At 58.8% G+C, this 15,109-nt stretch carries 12 protein-coding genes; 3 read left to right on the top strand and 9 right to left on the bottom strand.

The window, feature by feature from the left end:
• Positions 1-150: 150 nt before the first annotated feature.
• From U2949_RS12150 to U2949_RS12185, 8 genes are all read right to left on the bottom strand, one after another.
• Positions 151-609: a Smg family protein gene (locus U2949_RS12150; protein WP_042484796.1), complete on the bottom strand. Its 459-nt coding sequence runs from the start codon at positions 607-609 to the stop codon at positions 151-153.
• A gap of 322 nt (positions 610-931) precedes the next feature.
• Positions 932-1,840: a tRNA glutamyl-Q(34) synthetase GluQRS gene (gene gluQRS / locus U2949_RS12155; RefSeq protein WP_321287990.1), complete on the bottom strand. Its 909-nt coding sequence runs from the start codon at positions 1,838-1,840 to the stop codon at positions 932-934.
• Between the two features lie 111 nt (positions 1,841-1,951).
• Positions 1,952-3,964: an acetyl/propionyl/methylcrotonyl-CoA carboxylase subunit alpha gene (locus tag U2949_RS12160; RefSeq protein ID WP_321287992.1), complete on the bottom strand. Its 2,013-nt coding sequence runs from the start codon at positions 3,962-3,964 to the stop codon at positions 1,952-1,954.
• A 14-nt stretch (positions 3,965-3,978) separates the two neighbouring features.
• Positions 3,979-5,586, bottom strand: a complete 1,608-nt coding sequence (locus tag U2949_RS12165) for a carboxyl transferase domain-containing protein (protein ID WP_321287994.1) — start codon at positions 5,584-5,586, stop codon at positions 3,979-3,981.
• A gap of 72 nt (positions 5,587-5,658) precedes the next feature.
• Entirely contained in the window at positions 5,659-6,840 is a 1,182-nt protein-coding gene (locus tag U2949_RS12170; RefSeq protein ID WP_026483863.1) for an acetyl-CoA C-acyltransferase, read from the bottom strand.
• The gene (gene aceK, locus U2949_RS12175) at positions 6,833-8,644 is read right to left on the bottom strand and encodes a bifunctional isocitrate dehydrogenase kinase/phosphatase (protein ID WP_321288118.1); all 1,812 of its coding nucleotides are present in this window, start codon (positions 8,642-8,644) and stop codon (positions 6,833-6,835) included. The genes U2949_RS12170 and aceK overlap by 8 nt, the downstream gene beginning before the upstream one ends.
• A 69-nt stretch (positions 8,645-8,713) precedes the next feature.
• A complete protein-coding gene (locus U2949_RS12180) occupies positions 8,714-9,892 on the bottom strand; it encodes an isovaleryl-CoA dehydrogenase (protein ID WP_063690996.1) in 1,179 nt (392 codons plus the stop codon).
• 81 nt (positions 9,893-9,973) lie between these two features.
• Complete coding sequence (locus tag U2949_RS12185; RefSeq protein ID WP_009463587.1) at positions 9,974-10,366, bottom strand: MerR family transcriptional regulator; 393 nt, start codon at positions 10,364-10,366, stop codon at positions 9,974-9,976.
• Positions 10,367-10,481: 115 nt separating this feature from the next.
• Between U2949_RS12185 and U2949_RS12190 the strand changes: the two genes are divergently transcribed.
• Together U2949_RS12190 and metC are read left to right on the top strand one after the other, a co-directional pair.
• A complete protein-coding gene (locus tag U2949_RS12190) occupies positions 10,482-11,558 on the top strand; it encodes an MBL fold metallo-hydrolase (protein WP_321287996.1) in 1,077 nt (358 codons plus the stop codon).
• A 113-nt stretch (positions 11,559-11,671) separates the two neighbouring features.
• The gene (metC, locus tag U2949_RS12195; protein ID WP_321287998.1) at positions 11,672-12,868 is read left to right on the top strand and encodes a cystathionine beta-lyase; all 1,197 of its coding nucleotides are present in this window, start codon (positions 11,672-11,674) and stop codon (positions 12,866-12,868) included.
• 16 nt (positions 12,869-12,884) lie between these two features.
• On the opposite strand, the gene U2949_RS12200 is transcribed toward metC, so the two are convergent.
• Positions 12,885-13,793, bottom strand: coding sequence for a LysR family transcriptional regulator (locus tag U2949_RS12200; RefSeq protein ID WP_321288000.1), 909 nt, complete (start codon positions 13,791-13,793; stop codon positions 12,885-12,887).
• 107 nt (positions 13,794-13,900) lie between these two features.
• On the opposite strand from U2949_RS12200, the gene U2949_RS12205 reads away from it, so the two are divergent.
• Positions 13,901-15,079, top strand: coding sequence for an MFS transporter (locus U2949_RS12205; RefSeq protein WP_321288120.1), 1,179 nt, complete (start codon positions 13,901-13,903; stop codon positions 15,077-15,079).
• The last annotated feature ends 30 nt before the right edge of the window (positions 15,080-15,109 follow it).

The raw sequence follows: 15,109 nt of genomic DNA on the forward strand, positions 1-15,109 counted from the left end.
GGTGACCAAGCCAGAGCCAGTCAGCAGCAAGCCCAATCAAAAAGGCCCGAGTCCGATGTAGCGCCGGATTCGGGCCTTGGCTTTTTGTGTTGAAGGACCCTCTTTATCGGGGCCGTTTCCTGAACAAAAAATAGGTTCCTGTGTATCAGCTTAGTGGGACTGACGGGTGGAGTCGTCGCTGAGCAGCTCTTCAAAGATCAGGTGATCGATTTCGGCTTCGTGGCTCCACAAAACCATCAGGGCGACAATTTTTATTTTGTCCAACGAGACCGGGCTTTCGTCCACCGTCATGGCGCTTTCAATCAGGATTTCGCGCAGGTGGGCGGTAAGAGCGCCGGAATTTTGCAAAAAGGTGATGAAACCCATCGCGTCAGCGCCCAGCACATTCTGCTCGTGCTCAGAAAAAATACGCTGACTGTTGGGACTGAGTTGAGCCGTAGGCTGACACTGTTGCGAGGTCTCGCCCAGTGCATGTAACCAGCCCAGTGCGTCGTTGATGTCCTCGTCTTCAAAGCCAATAGCCGCCAGCTTGTGGGCCAGAACCTCCGCCTTGGGACAGGACTGGGGGTTGTAATACGTCTCGAATAGATAAACCAGGATATCAAACATGGGTATAAGGTTGCCGTCCTAAGTGATTAAAAAAACTGCGTGATTTCGGTAACCAGTGACCAAACTTTACGCTGATTTGCGGTAGGGGGCAAATGGGGTGTTCAGGGGATGGATGGGTCTTGCCTTGCGCATCCAGACTGCTTTTTGCCTGGGTCTGCTCTGGCAGACGCCCTTTGCGGCGGGGCGTCTTTATGATTGAAACATAAATCGATTGTTGGGGCAGAAACTGTCGTTTATTTGAAACCCTAGGTGGCATCCGCATCCGCATCCGCATCCGCATCCGCATCCGCATCCGCATCCGCATCCAGCCTCGGCTCGTGGCTCAGCTGTTCGGGCTTGGCTCCGCAGGCAGCGGGAAGCGCTGCGTCCACGCACTGATGGCCTGGCTCCAGAACTCGTCCAAGGTGTTCGCAGCTACGGGAGCAAACCCCAGAAAGGCCCAGACGCGTTGTAGCGTCTCCATAGGATGGTCCAGGTCAAAGGCCGGGGCATGGTTCTGTTTGGAGAGCTTGCGGCCTTGCTCATCGCAGGCCAGCGGCACGTGCAACGTGCGCGGTACAGGCAGGCCCAGGACTTTTTGCAATACGCGCTGGCGGGCCGTGGAGCTGAGCAAATCCGCGCCGCGTACAACGTCAGTGATCTGGCTGTCCGCATCATCAATGACCACAACAAACTGGTAGGCCCAGAGCTTGTCGGCGCGCTTAAGGATGTAGTCCCCGACTTCTTTGGCTACGTCCTGTTGCTGCGGCCCGGCCCAGCGATCGGTGAAGTGTTCCACCCCTTCCGGGACACGCAGCCGCCAAGCACGGATGGCACGGTCTGCCGGGATGCCGTGGCGGCAGGTGCCTGCATAGGGATATTCATGCGAATCCGGGGCAACCGGCATGGAAGCCGCCAGAATTTCCTGACGGGTGCAGGCGCAGCCGTAGACAAGATCTCGCTCGCGCAGGCCATCAAACACTTCTTGATAGCGTGCCTGCCGCTGGCTTTGCCAAAGCACCTCGCCATCCCAGCGCATGCCCAGACCTTGCAACTGCTGCATGATGATCTGGTCAGCCCCTGCGACCACGCGTGGCGTGTCTATATCTTCAATGCGCAGTAGCCAGCGCCCGTTCTGGGCGCGTGCATCCAGGTAGCTGGCCATAGCTGCCACCAGTGAACCCTCGTGCAAGGGACCACTGGGACTAGGCGCAAAGCGACCACAGTAAGGGGTAAGGGGTTGGGCGGTCATGAGTCGTTCTTAACGGCAAGAGCCCCTTGAACGGGGGCTCTTGTTAGTGCGACTTTACGCCTATTTTCCCAGCCCGGCAATGCGTTTTACACGGGCTGGAAGGGAGGAGTTTCAGCTCTCCATGGTGACCAGTTCAGCGCCTTCGGGCACTTGATCGCCCACGGCAAAGAACAGCTCGGCCACGGTGCCATCAGCCGGTGCCTGAATGGAGTGTTCCATCTTCATGGCCTCCATGACCAGCAGCACATCACCCTGCTTGACGCTGTCACCAGCGCCCACGTTCAGGGCAATGATCTTGCCGGGCATGGGAGCGGTCAGACGGCCGCCGTGGGCTTCCTGGCTGTTGGTACCGGCGCTGGCCAAGGTGTCGATCACGGCCAGAGTCCAGTCCGAACCGGCCTGGGCAACTTGCAGATGGTCGCCATCTTGCAGCACCTGGGCGCGGTATTCGACCTGATCCAGCCACAGACGCAAGGTCAGGGTGTTGGCCAGACCAGCGGTTGTCTCGGCTTGCCAGCGCAGCGCGTGTTGAGTCTCGCCCAGTGTGATCTGCCACTGGTCTTCACGACGTTGCAGCAGTACTTCGTGAGTTTGTTCGCCCAGTTGCAAGGCCACTTTCTGATCGTAGTCTCCGCTTAGACGCCAGGCGTCATGCACCGCCCAGGGGTCGGAGTTCTGGGCTTGCCCACTCATACCCTGGTGAGTCAGCACAGTGCAGGCGGCGAAGGCCAGCACAGACGCTGGAACGTCCTGATTGCTGGGGAACAGCGCATTGTGACGACGTGGAATCAGACCCGTATCCAGATCGGCCTGGGCAAAGGCTTCATCGCCCAGCAGGCGTTGCAGGAAAGTCTTGTTGGTGTGTACGCCAGCCACCTGGGTGTCAGCCAGCGTGCGGATCAGGCGACGGCGGGCCTGTTCACGATCAGCACCATGGGTGATGACCTTGGCGATCATGGGATCGTAGAAGGGGCTGATGACGCTGCCTTCACGCACGCCGCTGTCGATACGCACATCACCGGAGGTGAAGGACGCATGGGCGGGGTATTGCAAGCTGCGCAGCGTACCGATGGAGGGCAGGAAGTCCTTATCGGGGTTTTCTGCGTAGATGCGAACCTCAATGGCGTGACCATTGATGCTCAGCTCTTCCTGCTTGGCAGGCAAAGGCTGGCCATCGGCCACACGCAGCTGCCATTCCACCAGATCGTGGCCGGTAATCAGTTCGGTGACGGGGTGTTCCACCTGCAGACGGGTATTCATTTCCATGAAGTAGAAACGTCCGTCCTGCTCGGCAATGAACTCCACCGTGCCTGCGCCCACATAGTTCACCGCACGGGCTGCTGCAATGGCGGCTTCGCCCATAGCCTGGCGACGTTCGGGCGTCATGCCGGGGGCGGGAGCTTCTTCAATCACTTTCTGGTGACGACGCTGTACCGAGCAATCGCGCTCGAACAGGTACACGTACTCGCCATGCTGGTCACCAAAGACCTGGATTTCGATATGGCGTGGCTTGGTGATGTAGCGCTCGATCAGCACGCGGTCGTCGCTAAAGCTGCTGGCGGCTTCGCGCTGGCAAGAGCGCAAGGCTTCCAGGAACGCACCGGACTCTTCCACAATGCGCATGCCCTTGCCGCCACCGCCAGCACTGGCTTTGATCAGCACGGGGTAGCCGATGTTGTCGGCTTGTTGGTGCAGGAAGTCGGGGTCCTGGTTGTCGCCGTGATAACCGGGCACCAGAGGCACACCGGCTTTTTCCATCAGGGATTTGGCGGCGGACTTGCTGCCCATGGCCGCAATGGCTTGAGCAGGTGGGCCTACAAAAATAATGCCGGCTTCTTCACAAGCGCGAGCAAAGTGCTCGTTCTCGGACAGAAAGCCGTAGCCAGGGTGGATGGCATTCGCGCCAGTGGCACGGGCGGCTTCCAGAATGGCGTCGATCTTCAGGTAACTATCGCGTGGCTCGGGGCCACCGATGCGCACGGCTTGATCACAAGCACGTACGTGCTGGGCGTCGGCGTCCGCGTCGGAGTAAACCGCAACGGTACGCAGCCCCAGGCTGCGGGCAGTGGCGGCCACCCGGCAGGCAATTTCACCGCGATTGGCTATCAGCAGGGTCTGAAACACAGTGTCTCCTTGTCTTACATGCGGAACACGCCAAAGCGGGTGTCTTCAATAGGGGCGTTCAAGGCGGCGGACAGGCCCAGGGCCAGAACGCGCCGGGTATCCGAAGGCTGGATGATGCCGTCATCCCACAGACGCGCGGTGGCGTAGTAGGGGTGGCCTTCATGTTCGTATTGTTCACGGATGGGGGCCTTGAAGGCTTCTTCTTCCTCGGCACTCCAGGTCTGACCACGGGCTTCCAGGCCGTCGCGGCGCACGGTAGCCAGAACGCTGGCCGCCTGTTCGCCACCCATGACCGAGATACGGGCATTGGGCCAGAGGAACAGCAGGCGCGGGCTGAAGGCGCGGCCACACATGCCGTAGTTACCGGCACCAAAAGAGCCGCCCAGAATCACAGTGAACTTGGGCACGGCCGCGGTAGATACGGCGGTGACCAGCTTGGCACCATGACGGGCAATCCCTTCGTTTTCGTACTTGCGGCCCACCATGAAGCCGGTGATGTTTTGCAGAAACACCAGAGGCGTCTTGCGCTGGCAGCACAGTTCGATGAAGTGGGCACCTTTTTGTGCCGCTTCGGAGAACAGAATGCCATTGTTGGCGATGATGCCCACGGGCATGCCGTGGATATGGGCAAAGCCGGTCACCAGCGTGGTGCCAAAGCGGGCCTTGAATTCGTCAAAATCCGAGTCATCCACAATGCGAGCGATGACTTCGCGTACATCGTAGGGCTTGCGAGTGTCGGCGGGGATGATGCCGTTCAGCTCTTGCGGGTCGTAGCGTGGCTCGCGCACTTCTTTCAGCGGCCAGGGCAGTTTTTTCTCGCGGTTCAGGCGGCCGACGCAGCGGCGTGCCAGTTCCAGCGCATGCAGATCGTTCTCGGCCAGATGGTCGGCCACGCCGGACAGACGGGTGTGCACATCGCCACCGCCCAGATCTTCAGCGCTAACCTCTTCACCAGTTGCAGCTTTCACCAGTGGCGGGCCACCCAGGAAGATGGTGCCTTGGTCGCGCACGATGATGGATTCATCGCTCATGGCTGGAACGTAGGCACCGCCTGCCGTACACGAACCCATCACGACAGCAATCTGGGCAATGCCTTGGGCCGACATATTGGCCTGGTTGTAGAAGATGCGGCCAAAATGGTCCCGATCCGGGAACACGTCTTCCTGGTTGGGCAGGTTGGCCCCACCCGAGTCCACCAGGTACACGCAGGGAAGATTGTTCTGTTGGGCAATTTCCTGGGCACGTAAATGCTTTTTGACGGTCAGCGGGTAGTAAGTACCACCTTTGACTGTAGCGTCGTTGCAGACCACCACGCATTCAATGCCTGCAATGCGGCCAATGCCGGTGATGATGCCTGCGCCCGGAGACTCGTTGTTATAGACATCCTGGGCAGCCAAAGGCGAGAGCTCCAGAAAAGGCGTACCGAGATCAAGCAGACGTTCGACGCGCTCGCGGGGCAGCAGCTTGCCGCGACCCACATGACGTTGCCGGGAGGATTCGGAGCCACCCAAGGCGGTTTTCTGTAGCTTTTGGCGCAGATCAAGGATCAGGGCCTGCATGATCGAGGCGTTGTCCTGAAAGTCTTGGGAACGCGGATTGATGCGGGATTCAATAACTGACATGGCGTGCCTGGAAAGAGAATAGAGAAAAGCCCATAAAATCAGCCGGGCCGCAGCCCGGCTGATGAGCTTGCTTTAAACCAGCTCGATGGCCAGGGCGACAGCTTCGCCACCGCCAATGCACAGCGAGGCAATACCGCGCTTGCCGCCGGTCTTGCGCAGTGCGCCGATCAAGGTTGCCAGAAGGCGAGCACCCGATGCACCGATGGGGTGACCCAGGGCAGTTGCGCCACCATGGATATTGACCTTGTCGTGCGGGATGTTCAGCTCTTTCATGGCAGCCATGGTCACCACGGCAAAGGCTTCGTTGATCTCGAACAGATCAACGTCGGCCACGCTCCAGCCGGTTTTATCCAGCAGTTTCTGGATAGCAGCGACTGGAGCGGTCGTGAACCAGGCCGGTTCCTGTGCGTGCTGGGTGTGAGCCACAATGCGGGCCAGTGGAGTTGCACCCAGTTCCTTGGCTTTCTCTTCGGTGGTGATCACCATGGCGGCGGCACCGTCCGAAATGGACGAGGCGTTGGCAGCGGTAATCGTGCCGTCTTTCTTGAAAGCGGGACGCAGCGTAGGGATCTTCTCGGGCATGGCTTTGGTGGGGGCTTCGTCCTTGGCAACAACGACATCACCCTTGCGGCCAGCGATGGTGACTGGCGCAATTTCCCATTCAAAGCTACCGTCATCGCTGGCTTGGCGAGCGCGGCGCAGCGACTCCAGCGCGTAAGCATCTTGCTCTTCGCGGCTGAACTCGTATTTGCTGGCGCAGTCTTCAGCGAACACACCCATGGCGGTGCCACGGCTGTACGCATCTTCCAGGCCGTCCATGGCCATGTGGTCATACACTGTGGAGTGACCGTAGCGGTAGCCTTCGCGGCCTTTCAGCAGCAGGTAGGGAGCATTGCTCATGCTTTCCTGACCACCTGCCACCACCACGTCCACGCTGCCTGCCTTGAGCAGGTCGTGGGCAAACATGGCGGCTTTCAGACCGGAACCGCACACTTTATGAATGGTGGTGCAAGCTACACCCTGGGGCAGACCGGCGCCCAAGGCAGCCTGACGTGCAGGGGCCTGGCCCTGACCGGCTTGCAGCACGTTACCCATGATCACTTCGTCGATCTTGTCGGCCTGAATGCCCGAGCGCTCCATGGCCGCCTTGATGGCGACGGCGCCCAGTTCGTGGGCGGCCAGATCGGATAGGCTACCCATCATGCCGCCCATAGGGGTGCGGGCGATCGAGACGATGACAACGGAATTAGTCATGAAAGACTCCTGGTTGCAAAGAGGAGACCGGCGCGCGTTTGGCAAACTCGTGCAGCTGCCGATCTTTGTTATACGGAAAAATATTTTCGATCCGACCTTGTGTCACTCGCAAGCGGCACTGAGTCCACCATTCAGGCTCCAGCAGTTCTGCATGGTGGGCCATGAAGGCTTTGCGAATACGAGGGTCGGTCAATAGAAAGTAGCCGAATTCTTCGGGAAATACATCGTTCGGGCCGATGGGATACCAGGGTTCGCTGGCCATTTCGGCTTCTTCGTTCGGTGCGGGCGGAATGGCGCGGAAGTTCATCTCGCGCATGTGCTGGATTTCGTCGTAGTCATAGAAGACAACGCGGCCCAGACGGGTCACGCCAAAGTTCTTGAACAACATATCGCCGGGGAATATGTCGGCGGCGGCCAGTTCCCGGATCGCCTTGCCGTATTGCTCTACGGCAGCATTCAGGGCGGGGTCGCTGGCTTTATTCAGATACAGGTTCAGCGGGGTCATGCGCCGTTCAATGTAGACGTGGCGCAGCAAGATGGTGTCCTCGGACTCTTCCAGCAGGCTGGGCACTTCGCGGCGAAGTTCTTCCAGCAAGGCTTCGGAAAAGCGTGCCTTGGGCAAGGCCACCTGAGCGTAGTCCCAGGTGTCGGCCATGCGCCCGACACGATCATGTTTTTTAACCAGCTGGTATTTGCTGCGCACCGTGGCGTGGTCCATGCCCTGCTTTTGAATGCGGTCGCGGATCAGCTTGAACACATAGGGGTAGGACGGCAGGGTGAATACCGTCATCACCATACCGGCAATACCGGGTGCCAGATCAAAGTGATCGTGCGAGTGTGACAGATGATGCAGAAAGTCGCGGTAGAACAGGGTCTTGCCCTGTTTTTGCAGGCCGATGGCGGTGTACAGCTCGGCCTTGGGCTTGCGGGGCAGCAGGCTGGACAGGAAGTCCACATAGGCCGACGGCGCTTCCATATCGACCAGAAAATAGGCGCGGGTAAAGCTGAACAGCGTGGACAGGTCGTCCGTGGTGTGCAGCAAGGCGTCTATATACAAGTGTCCCGAGGGGCGATGCAGGATGGCAATCGAAAACGGCAGCACTTCACCCTGATTGATCAGGCGGCCCACTACATAGGCCCCCTTGTTGCGAAAGAACAGGGAGTTCAGCACCTGAATCTGGCAATCCGAGCCAATGCGCGAGCCATAGCCACGTGGCAGACGGCGGCACAGTTGGCGCACGGCCATGCGAGCCAGCGTGCGCACATCGCGCGGCAGGTCGGCAAAGGGGGCGGCCAGGCCGAAGTCGGCCAGCATACTGGTCAGGCTGGCTTCCAGACCTTCTTCGGTGGGGTAGTAGACCCGATACGAAGGGAGCGCACCGTCCAGATAATCCGTGGCAACGGCTGGTCGCACGAAAATGAATTCGTTGCGGAAGTAGTGCCGGTGCAGCACGCGGCAGGAGACGGAGTTGAAAAAGGTCTCCGCACACTCTGGCTGGCGGTGGCCCGAGAGCAAACGCACAAATTCAGCCTTGGCCTGCAACCACAATTGCTGCTGGGCCTCGTCCAGATGAGCCGGATCGGATGGCGTGGGCTGATGCAGACGCAGGTTCTGGCTAAGCATGGATGCGCATTCGCGCACCCGTGTGGCGTAGTACTCGATACGTTCGCGCGAGAGCTGCTGAATACCATGCCAGTCGCCCGATTCGTATAAAGACTTGGCGCGCTGGGCGCTGTAGCGAAACAGCGCATAGTGGCGATTGAACCCATCCAGCATGGCCTGGGCTACCTGGATAGCCGTCATCCCCGGTTTTTGAACCGGGGTGATGACGGTGGTTTCGCCAAAATCAGGGTTGGACATGCCTTTGCCTTTTTAGGCGGTTTCAGCGAACAGTTCGCGGCCGATCAGCATGCGGCGGATTTCACTGGTGCCCGCGCCGATCTCGTACAGCTTGGCATCGCGCCACAGACGGCCTGTGGGGAATTCGTTGATGTAGCCGTTGCCGCCCAGAATCTGGATGCCTTCACCAGCCATCCAGGTGGCTTTTTCAGCGCTGTACAGGATCGCGGCAGCGCAGTCTTTACGCACGGAACGCACGTGGCCTGCACCCAGACGATCCAGGTTCTTGCCCACGGCGTAGCACAGAGCGCGGCTGGCTTGCAGGGTGGTGTACATATCGGCCACCTTGCCTTGAATCAGCTGGAATTCGCCAATGGCCTGGCCGAACTGCTTGCGATCGTGGATGTAGGGAATCACCACATCCATCACCGCCTGCATGATGCCCAGCGGGCCACCGGCCAGCACGGCGCGTTCGTAGTCCAGGCCGGACATCAGTACTTTGACGCCACCGTTCAGTTGGCCCAGCACGTTTTCTTCTGGCACCTCACAGTCCTGGAACACCAGTTCGCCCGTGTGGCTGCCGCGCATGCCCAGCTTGTCCAGCTTTTGGGCAACGGAGAAACCGGCAAAATCTTTTTCGATCAGGAAGGCGGTAATGCCGCGTGCACCGGCTTGCGGGTCCGTTTTGGCGTACACCACCAGGGTGTCAGCGTCCGGGCCGTTGGTAATCCACATTTTGGAGCCATTGAGCACGTAGCGATCGCCCTTCTTTTCGGCGCGCAGCTTCATGCTGACCACGTCCGAACCGGCACCGGGCTCACTCATGGCCAGGGCACCGATATGCTCGCCGCTGATCAGCTTGGGCAGGTATTTTTGCTTCTGGGCTTCCGTCCCGTTGCGGTTGATCTGGTTCACACAGAGGTTGGAGTGCGCACCGTAGGACAGGGCCACCGAGGCGCTGGCACGGGAGATTTCTTCCATCGCGATCATGTGGGCCAGGTAGCCCAGGTTCGCACCACCGTATTCTTCGCTAACGGTCATGCCCAGCAAACCCATCTCACCGAACTTCTTCCACAAGTGCATGGGGAACTGGTCATCGTGATCCAGTTGAGCCGCTAAGGGGGCAATTTCGGCCTGGGAGAAGTCGGCGACAGCGTCGCGCAGCATGTCCAGGTCGGAGCCAAGATCGAAATTCAGGCCGGGCAGGCTCATGAGACACTCCGTGGAAATAAATGGGTTGTGGAATTGCATTTATATTACGTTTACGTAAACGTCATATATATGGGTTTTCCCTTATCGGGACTCCAACTTCAACTGTTCGCTCATGGTGTGACAGATGTCGAGCTGGTCCTGAATCTCCTGCAAGGTCTGATCCAGGTCCTGCCGCTGACGCTCCAGGCGCAGGCGGTGCTCGTTCAGGACTTCCTGATAGTGCTTAAGCTGGGAGGCCGTGTCCATCGGGGATTCATACATATTGATCAGCCGCAGAATCTCCGATAACTGCAGCCCCAGCCTTTTGCCGCGCAGGGCCAGTTTCAGGCGGGCGCGATCTCGGGGCTGATAAATGCGCTGAGTGCCTTGGCGCAGCGGGCTCAAGATTCCTTGATCTTCATAGAAGCGCAGGGTGCGGGGCGTGATGCCAAACTCGTGCGCCAGATCCGATATTGTCCAGGTTGTCGTGGTCATTTTTAGTGTGATTTACGTAAACGTAAACTATCATGCCATAGAGCCGGGGTGCGAACTAGGGCCTTTTAGTATGGTCTGCCCTTACGCCCTACAAGAGCCATTCATTGGAGCGAGCATGAATCCTAACGAACAAAAATTGAATTATCCCTGGGCAGATACCCTGCCCCCAGCGGGCGGCAGCCTGGAAGTCGCGCCGGGGGTGCGCTGGTTGCGCATGCCTTTGCCCTTTGCGCTGGATCACATCAATCTGTGGCTATTGCGCGACCAAATCGATGGCCGCGAGGGTTGGACGATTGTGGACTGTGGCGTGGCCCGTCCCGAAGTGCGCGAGCTGTGGGAGCAGGTTTTTCAAAATGAGCTGGACGGCTTGCCTGTACTGCGCGTGATCGTTACCCATATGCATCCGGACCATGTGGGTTTGGCGGACTGGTTGTGCCAACGCTGGAATGCCCCCTTGTGGATCAGCATGACGGACTACGCGACCGCCAAGCTGTGGTCGGGTACGGGTGGACGCCAGACTGGCGCGGAGGCCGGTGGCCCGAATGGCGTGGCGGCAGAAGCGCATTTTGTCCGTCATGGCCTGCAGGATGAGCAAGCCCGCGAGCAGATTCGCAGCCGTGGGGATTACTACCCTTCGATGGTGCCTTCGGTTCCCGAGCGCTTTGTTCGTTTGATGGATGGTCAGCGTGTGGTGATTGCCGGTCGTCCCTGGCGCCTGATCGTGGGTTACGGCCATGCTCCCGAGCATATGTCCCTGTACTGTGAAGAGCTGAAGGTGCTGATCTCCGGTGACATGCTCTTGCCGCGTATCTCCACCAATATCAGCGTGTTCGATACCGAGCCTTTCGCCAATCCTTTGCCCTTGTATTTGAACTCCCTGCTGTCCTATCAGGATCTGGCCGCGGACACCCTGGTGCTGCCTTCGCACGGCAAGCCTTTCCGTGGCATGCACGAGCGCATTCGTCAGCAGCAGGAGCACCATGCCGAGCGTCTGGAAGAAGTGCTGGAAGCCTGTGCCCAGCCTTGTACCGCCGCCGACATTTTGCCCGTGCTGTTCCATCGCAAGCTGGACTCGCACCAGATGACTTTCGCCATGGGCGAGGCTATTGCCCACCTGCACGCCTTGTATTTCGACGATCGTTTGCGTCGTGAGATGGGCGAGGATGGGGTTTACCGTTTCCAGCGCATTTAAACACTGGGGCGCCTCTTAATAAGAGGGGGCAATATAGTGACTGTCGGCATAGGCGACCGGGCCTGCTGGCCTGTGGTAGCGTAGAGCTTTTCTTGCTACCGCCTGCCAACACTATGAGCTCTGATCTCGCCCTGGACACCGCCTTGCAACATACGGGTCTGGCCCCGTTCGATCCGCATACGGATGCGGCGCCGGTGGCCGTGCCCATCATGCGCACCAGTACGGTGCGCTTTCGCAATCTGGATGCCTTGGACCGTGCTCAGGCTGACAAGGCCGATCCTGAAAAACGCTCGGTTACCTACGGGCGCTCGGGCATGGATACCCATGCCGCGCTGGAGCAGGTGTTCTGTCAGCTGGAATCTGCCACTCAGGCTTTGCTGGCACCGTCGGGCATGGCAGCCATTACCTTGGGTTTGCTGGCCTTGCTGGACTCCGGCGATCACGTGCTGATTGCCGACAGTGCGTATGGCCCGGTGCGCTATCTGGAAAAAACCGTACTGCGTCGCATGGGCATACAGGCCACGTTCTGCGCGCCGACCCCCGAGGAAATGGCCCGTCATCTGCAGGACAACACCCGCATGGTGTACGTGGAATCACCCGGTTCCTTGCTGATGCAGATGCTGGATATGCCCGCCTTGGCCGAGTTTGGCCGCAAGCATGATTTGCTGCTGGTCACCGACAATACCTGGGGCTCGGGCTATATCTATCGTCCACTGGAATTGGGTTTTGATGTGTCCATCGTGGCGGGCACCAAATACGTGGCAGGCCACTCCGATTTGATGCTGGGCGCGGTGATGTCGGCCGACCCGGAGATCAACAAGCGCTTGCACGATAATCACTATGCTTTGGGTTTTTCCATCAGTGCAGACGATGCCTGGCTGGCTCTGCGTGGTGTGCGCACCCTGCCTATCCGTATGCGTGAAAGCGCCGCCAATGCCCTGAAGGTCTGCCAGTTTCTGGATAGCCGCCCTGAAGTCACCCGTATCTATCACCCGGCTTGGCCGCAAGATCTTGGCCATGCTTTGTGGCAACGCGATTGCACTGGCTCTAACGGCATGTTGTCGGTGCAGTTACGACTGAACAACGCGCAGGCCCGTGTGTTTGTGGATGCCCTGACGCTGTTTGGTATCGGTTTTTCCTGGGGTGGCTTTGAAAGCCTGGTGCAGTTGGTAGATACGAGCTTCCTGGGTGGCCACAGCTATTGGAAACAAAGCCAGGACAGTTTGGTGCGCCTGCATATCGGCCTGGAGTCCACCAAGGACTTGTGTGCCGACCTGACACAGGCTTTCGAGAAGGCGGCGCAGGTTTAAGCCTTTATTGCACTATTCAAGCAATGCTCAAACCCTGGCTTAAATGAGCCAGGGTTGCACTGACCTTGGGCAGCAGTTGTCGGCCTATAGGCCAGATCAGACTAAGCGGCAGCCCCTTGGTATCGAGTTGCGGCAGCACGGCGATCAACTCTCCTTTATCCAATTGCTCTTGAACCAGCCAAGTCGCTAACTGGGCGATACCGCCTTGGGCCAGCACGGCGGTAATCTGAGCTTCTGCATTACCTACGACCAGGCCGCCTCTTTGTTCCTGCAGGTCGGTCAGGCCATTGTCGTGCAGGATGCGCCAAGGGCCGGTGCTGCCATCGGCCCGACCATAAAGAACCTTGTCGTGATGCTCCAATTCGGCCAAGGTCGTGGGTGTTCCGGCTCGCTCCAGATAGGTGGGCGAGGCACAAAAAATCAGACGTTCGCGTCCCAGATGCTGATAGCCCAGATTGGGTGAGTCCGGGGCCGGGCCGCCAATGCGTACGGCCAAATCTATGCCTTCTTCCACAACATCCACAAAGCGGTCTGACAAGGACAAATGCATGTCCAGCAAAGGGTGTTGCTGGCGTAACTGAAGCAATAAAGGCCAGACCTTCAAGCGTCCGAACGTGGCCGGAGCATCAATACGCAACTTGCCCAGCGGCGCTTCGTGGTGAGAGGCCAGGGACTGTTCCGCCTGTTCCAGCTCTGACAGCACACGTACACAGCTGTGATAGAAGGCTGTACCGGCATCCGTCAGGGCTAAACGTCGGGTACTGCGTTCCAACAGGCGCGCGCCCAGGCGCTCCTCCAGACGGGCGACGCTTTTGCTGATGGCCGAGCCACTCAGGTTCAGCGCCAGACCGGCGGCGGTAAAACTGCCTGCATCAACACTCGCTACAAAAGCGGCAATGCCTTTTAGTCGTTCCGAGGGGATCATGCTCTGCCTATTCTGGAATTTTTGTCTTTAATAAGTGGAAAATTTACCAGAGATAGGATTTATGGTCTTGAATAGACTGGGGTTTTCTTGATTTCTGGAAGTTCATGATGTCTACCCTGGTCCACCCGAACAGCTCGTCGCGCGGCGGCAGCGCCCTGGCTGTGGGGATTTTGGCTGCGGCCGCTTTTGTCATTGTCACCACCGAGTATTTGATTGTGGGCCTGTTGCCCGCCCTGTCCCGTGATCTGGGGATTTCGATTTCTCTGGCCGGTCAGTTGCTGACCTTGTTTGGTTTTACCGTGATGCTGTTTGGGCCACCGCTGACCGCCATGCTGGCACACGTGAATCGCAAACCCTTGTTCATCACGATCTTGCTGCTCTTTGCCGGTGCCAATGCCCTGGCCGCAGTAGCTCCCAATATCTGGGTTCTGGCTTTGGCGCGCTTTCTGCCTGCAATGGCCTTGCCGGTGTTCTGGGGGATGGCCAGTGAAACAGCGGGCCGATTGGCGGGACCCGAGGCGGCTGGCCGAGCGGTGTCACAGGTCTACCTGGGGATCTCAGCCGCCCTGCTGTTTGGCATTCCTTTAGGGACTCTGGCCGCCGACACGATGGGCTGGCGCGGAGCATTCTGGATGCTGGCAGGCTTGTCGCTCTTGATGGCGGTGTCGTTGGCTGTCTGGATGCCCGCAGTTCCAGGTACCGCTCGGGTGCGCTTGGCCCAGCAAGCACGTTTGCTGCGAGATGGGCGAGTTATGGCACATGTGGCTTTATCTGTCCTGGTCTTTACGGCCATGTTTACGGCGTATACCTATCTGGCTGATGTGCTGGAGCGTGTCATGCAGGTGCCTGCGGCTTGGGTAGGCTGGTGTTTGATGGGATTTGGTGCGGTGGGCTTGGTGGGCAATTATTGGGGTGGCCGACTGGTGGGCCGCAATGCCGTGCGCAGTACTGCCTTGTTTGCTGTCCTGTTGGGTATAGCGATGATTATCGCGGTGCTGGGCGCTTCGTCGCTCTTTATCTGGATACCTGCCCTGGCCTTGTGGGGGCTGGCGTATACCGCGTTGTTTCCGGTGTGTCAGGTACGGGTGATGCAGACTGCGCCGCAGGCTGAGGCCTTGGCAGGAACCTTGAATGTGGCGGCAGCCAATGCAGGAACCGGATTGGGCGCGATATTGGGTGGAGCGATGATTGCGCAAAGCGGTTTGCTGGCGGCTGTCTTGACTGCTGCCGTATTGGCCTTATTGAGCGGTGTTCTGGCGATGAGGTGGCAACGATTACGCGCTTGATTGAGTGTGTTTGAGCCCTATCCTGTTAAC

The organism is Alcaligenes phenolicus, from assembly GCF_032063905.1.
GTDB lineage: Bacteria > Pseudomonadota > Gammaproteobacteria > Burkholderiales > Burkholderiaceae_B > Alcaligenes > Alcaligenes phenolicus.

What these genes read in the sequence shown, in the direction of transcription:
- U2949_RS12150 (WP_042484796.1), bottom strand. Translation starts at nt 609, where the DNA reads ATGTTTGATATCCTGGTTTATCTATTCGAGACGTATTACAACCCCCAG.
- gluQRS (WP_321287990.1), bottom strand. Translation starts at nt 1,840, where the DNA reads ATGACCGCCCAACCCCTTACCCCTTACTGTGGTCGCTTTGCGCCTAGT.
- U2949_RS12165 (WP_321287994.1), bottom strand. Translation starts at nt 5,586, where the DNA reads ATGTCAGTTATTGAATCCCGCATCAATCCGCGTTCCCAAGACTTTCAG.
- U2949_RS12170 (WP_026483863.1), bottom strand. Translation starts at nt 6,840, where the DNA reads ATGACTAATTCCGTTGTCATCGTCTCGATCGCCCGCACCCCTATGGGC.
- aceK (WP_321288118.1), bottom strand. Translation starts at nt 8,644, where the DNA reads ATGACGGCTATCCAGGTAGCCCAGGCCATGCTGGATGGGTTCAATCGC.
- U2949_RS12180 (WP_063690996.1), bottom strand. Translation starts at nt 9,892, where the DNA reads ATGAGCCTGCCCGGCCTGAATTTCGATCTTGGCTCCGACCTGGACATG.
- U2949_RS12185 (WP_009463587.1), bottom strand. Translation starts at nt 10,366, where the DNA reads ATGACCACGACAACCTGGACAATATCGGATCTGGCGCACGAGTTTGGC.
- U2949_RS12190 (WP_321287996.1), top strand. Translation starts at nt 10,482, where the DNA reads ATGAATCCTAACGAACAAAAATTGAATTATCCCTGGGCAGATACCCTG.
- metC (WP_321287998.1), top strand. Translation starts at nt 11,672, where the DNA reads ATGAGCTCTGATCTCGCCCTGGACACCGCCTTGCAACATACGGGTCTG.
- U2949_RS12200 (WP_321288000.1), bottom strand. Translation starts at nt 13,793, where the DNA reads ATGATCCCCTCGGAACGACTAAAAGGCATTGCCGCTTTTGTAGCGAGT.
- U2949_RS12205 (WP_321288120.1), top strand. Translation starts at nt 13,901, where the DNA reads ATGTCTACCCTGGTCCACCCGAACAGCTCGTCGCGCGGCGGCAGCGCC.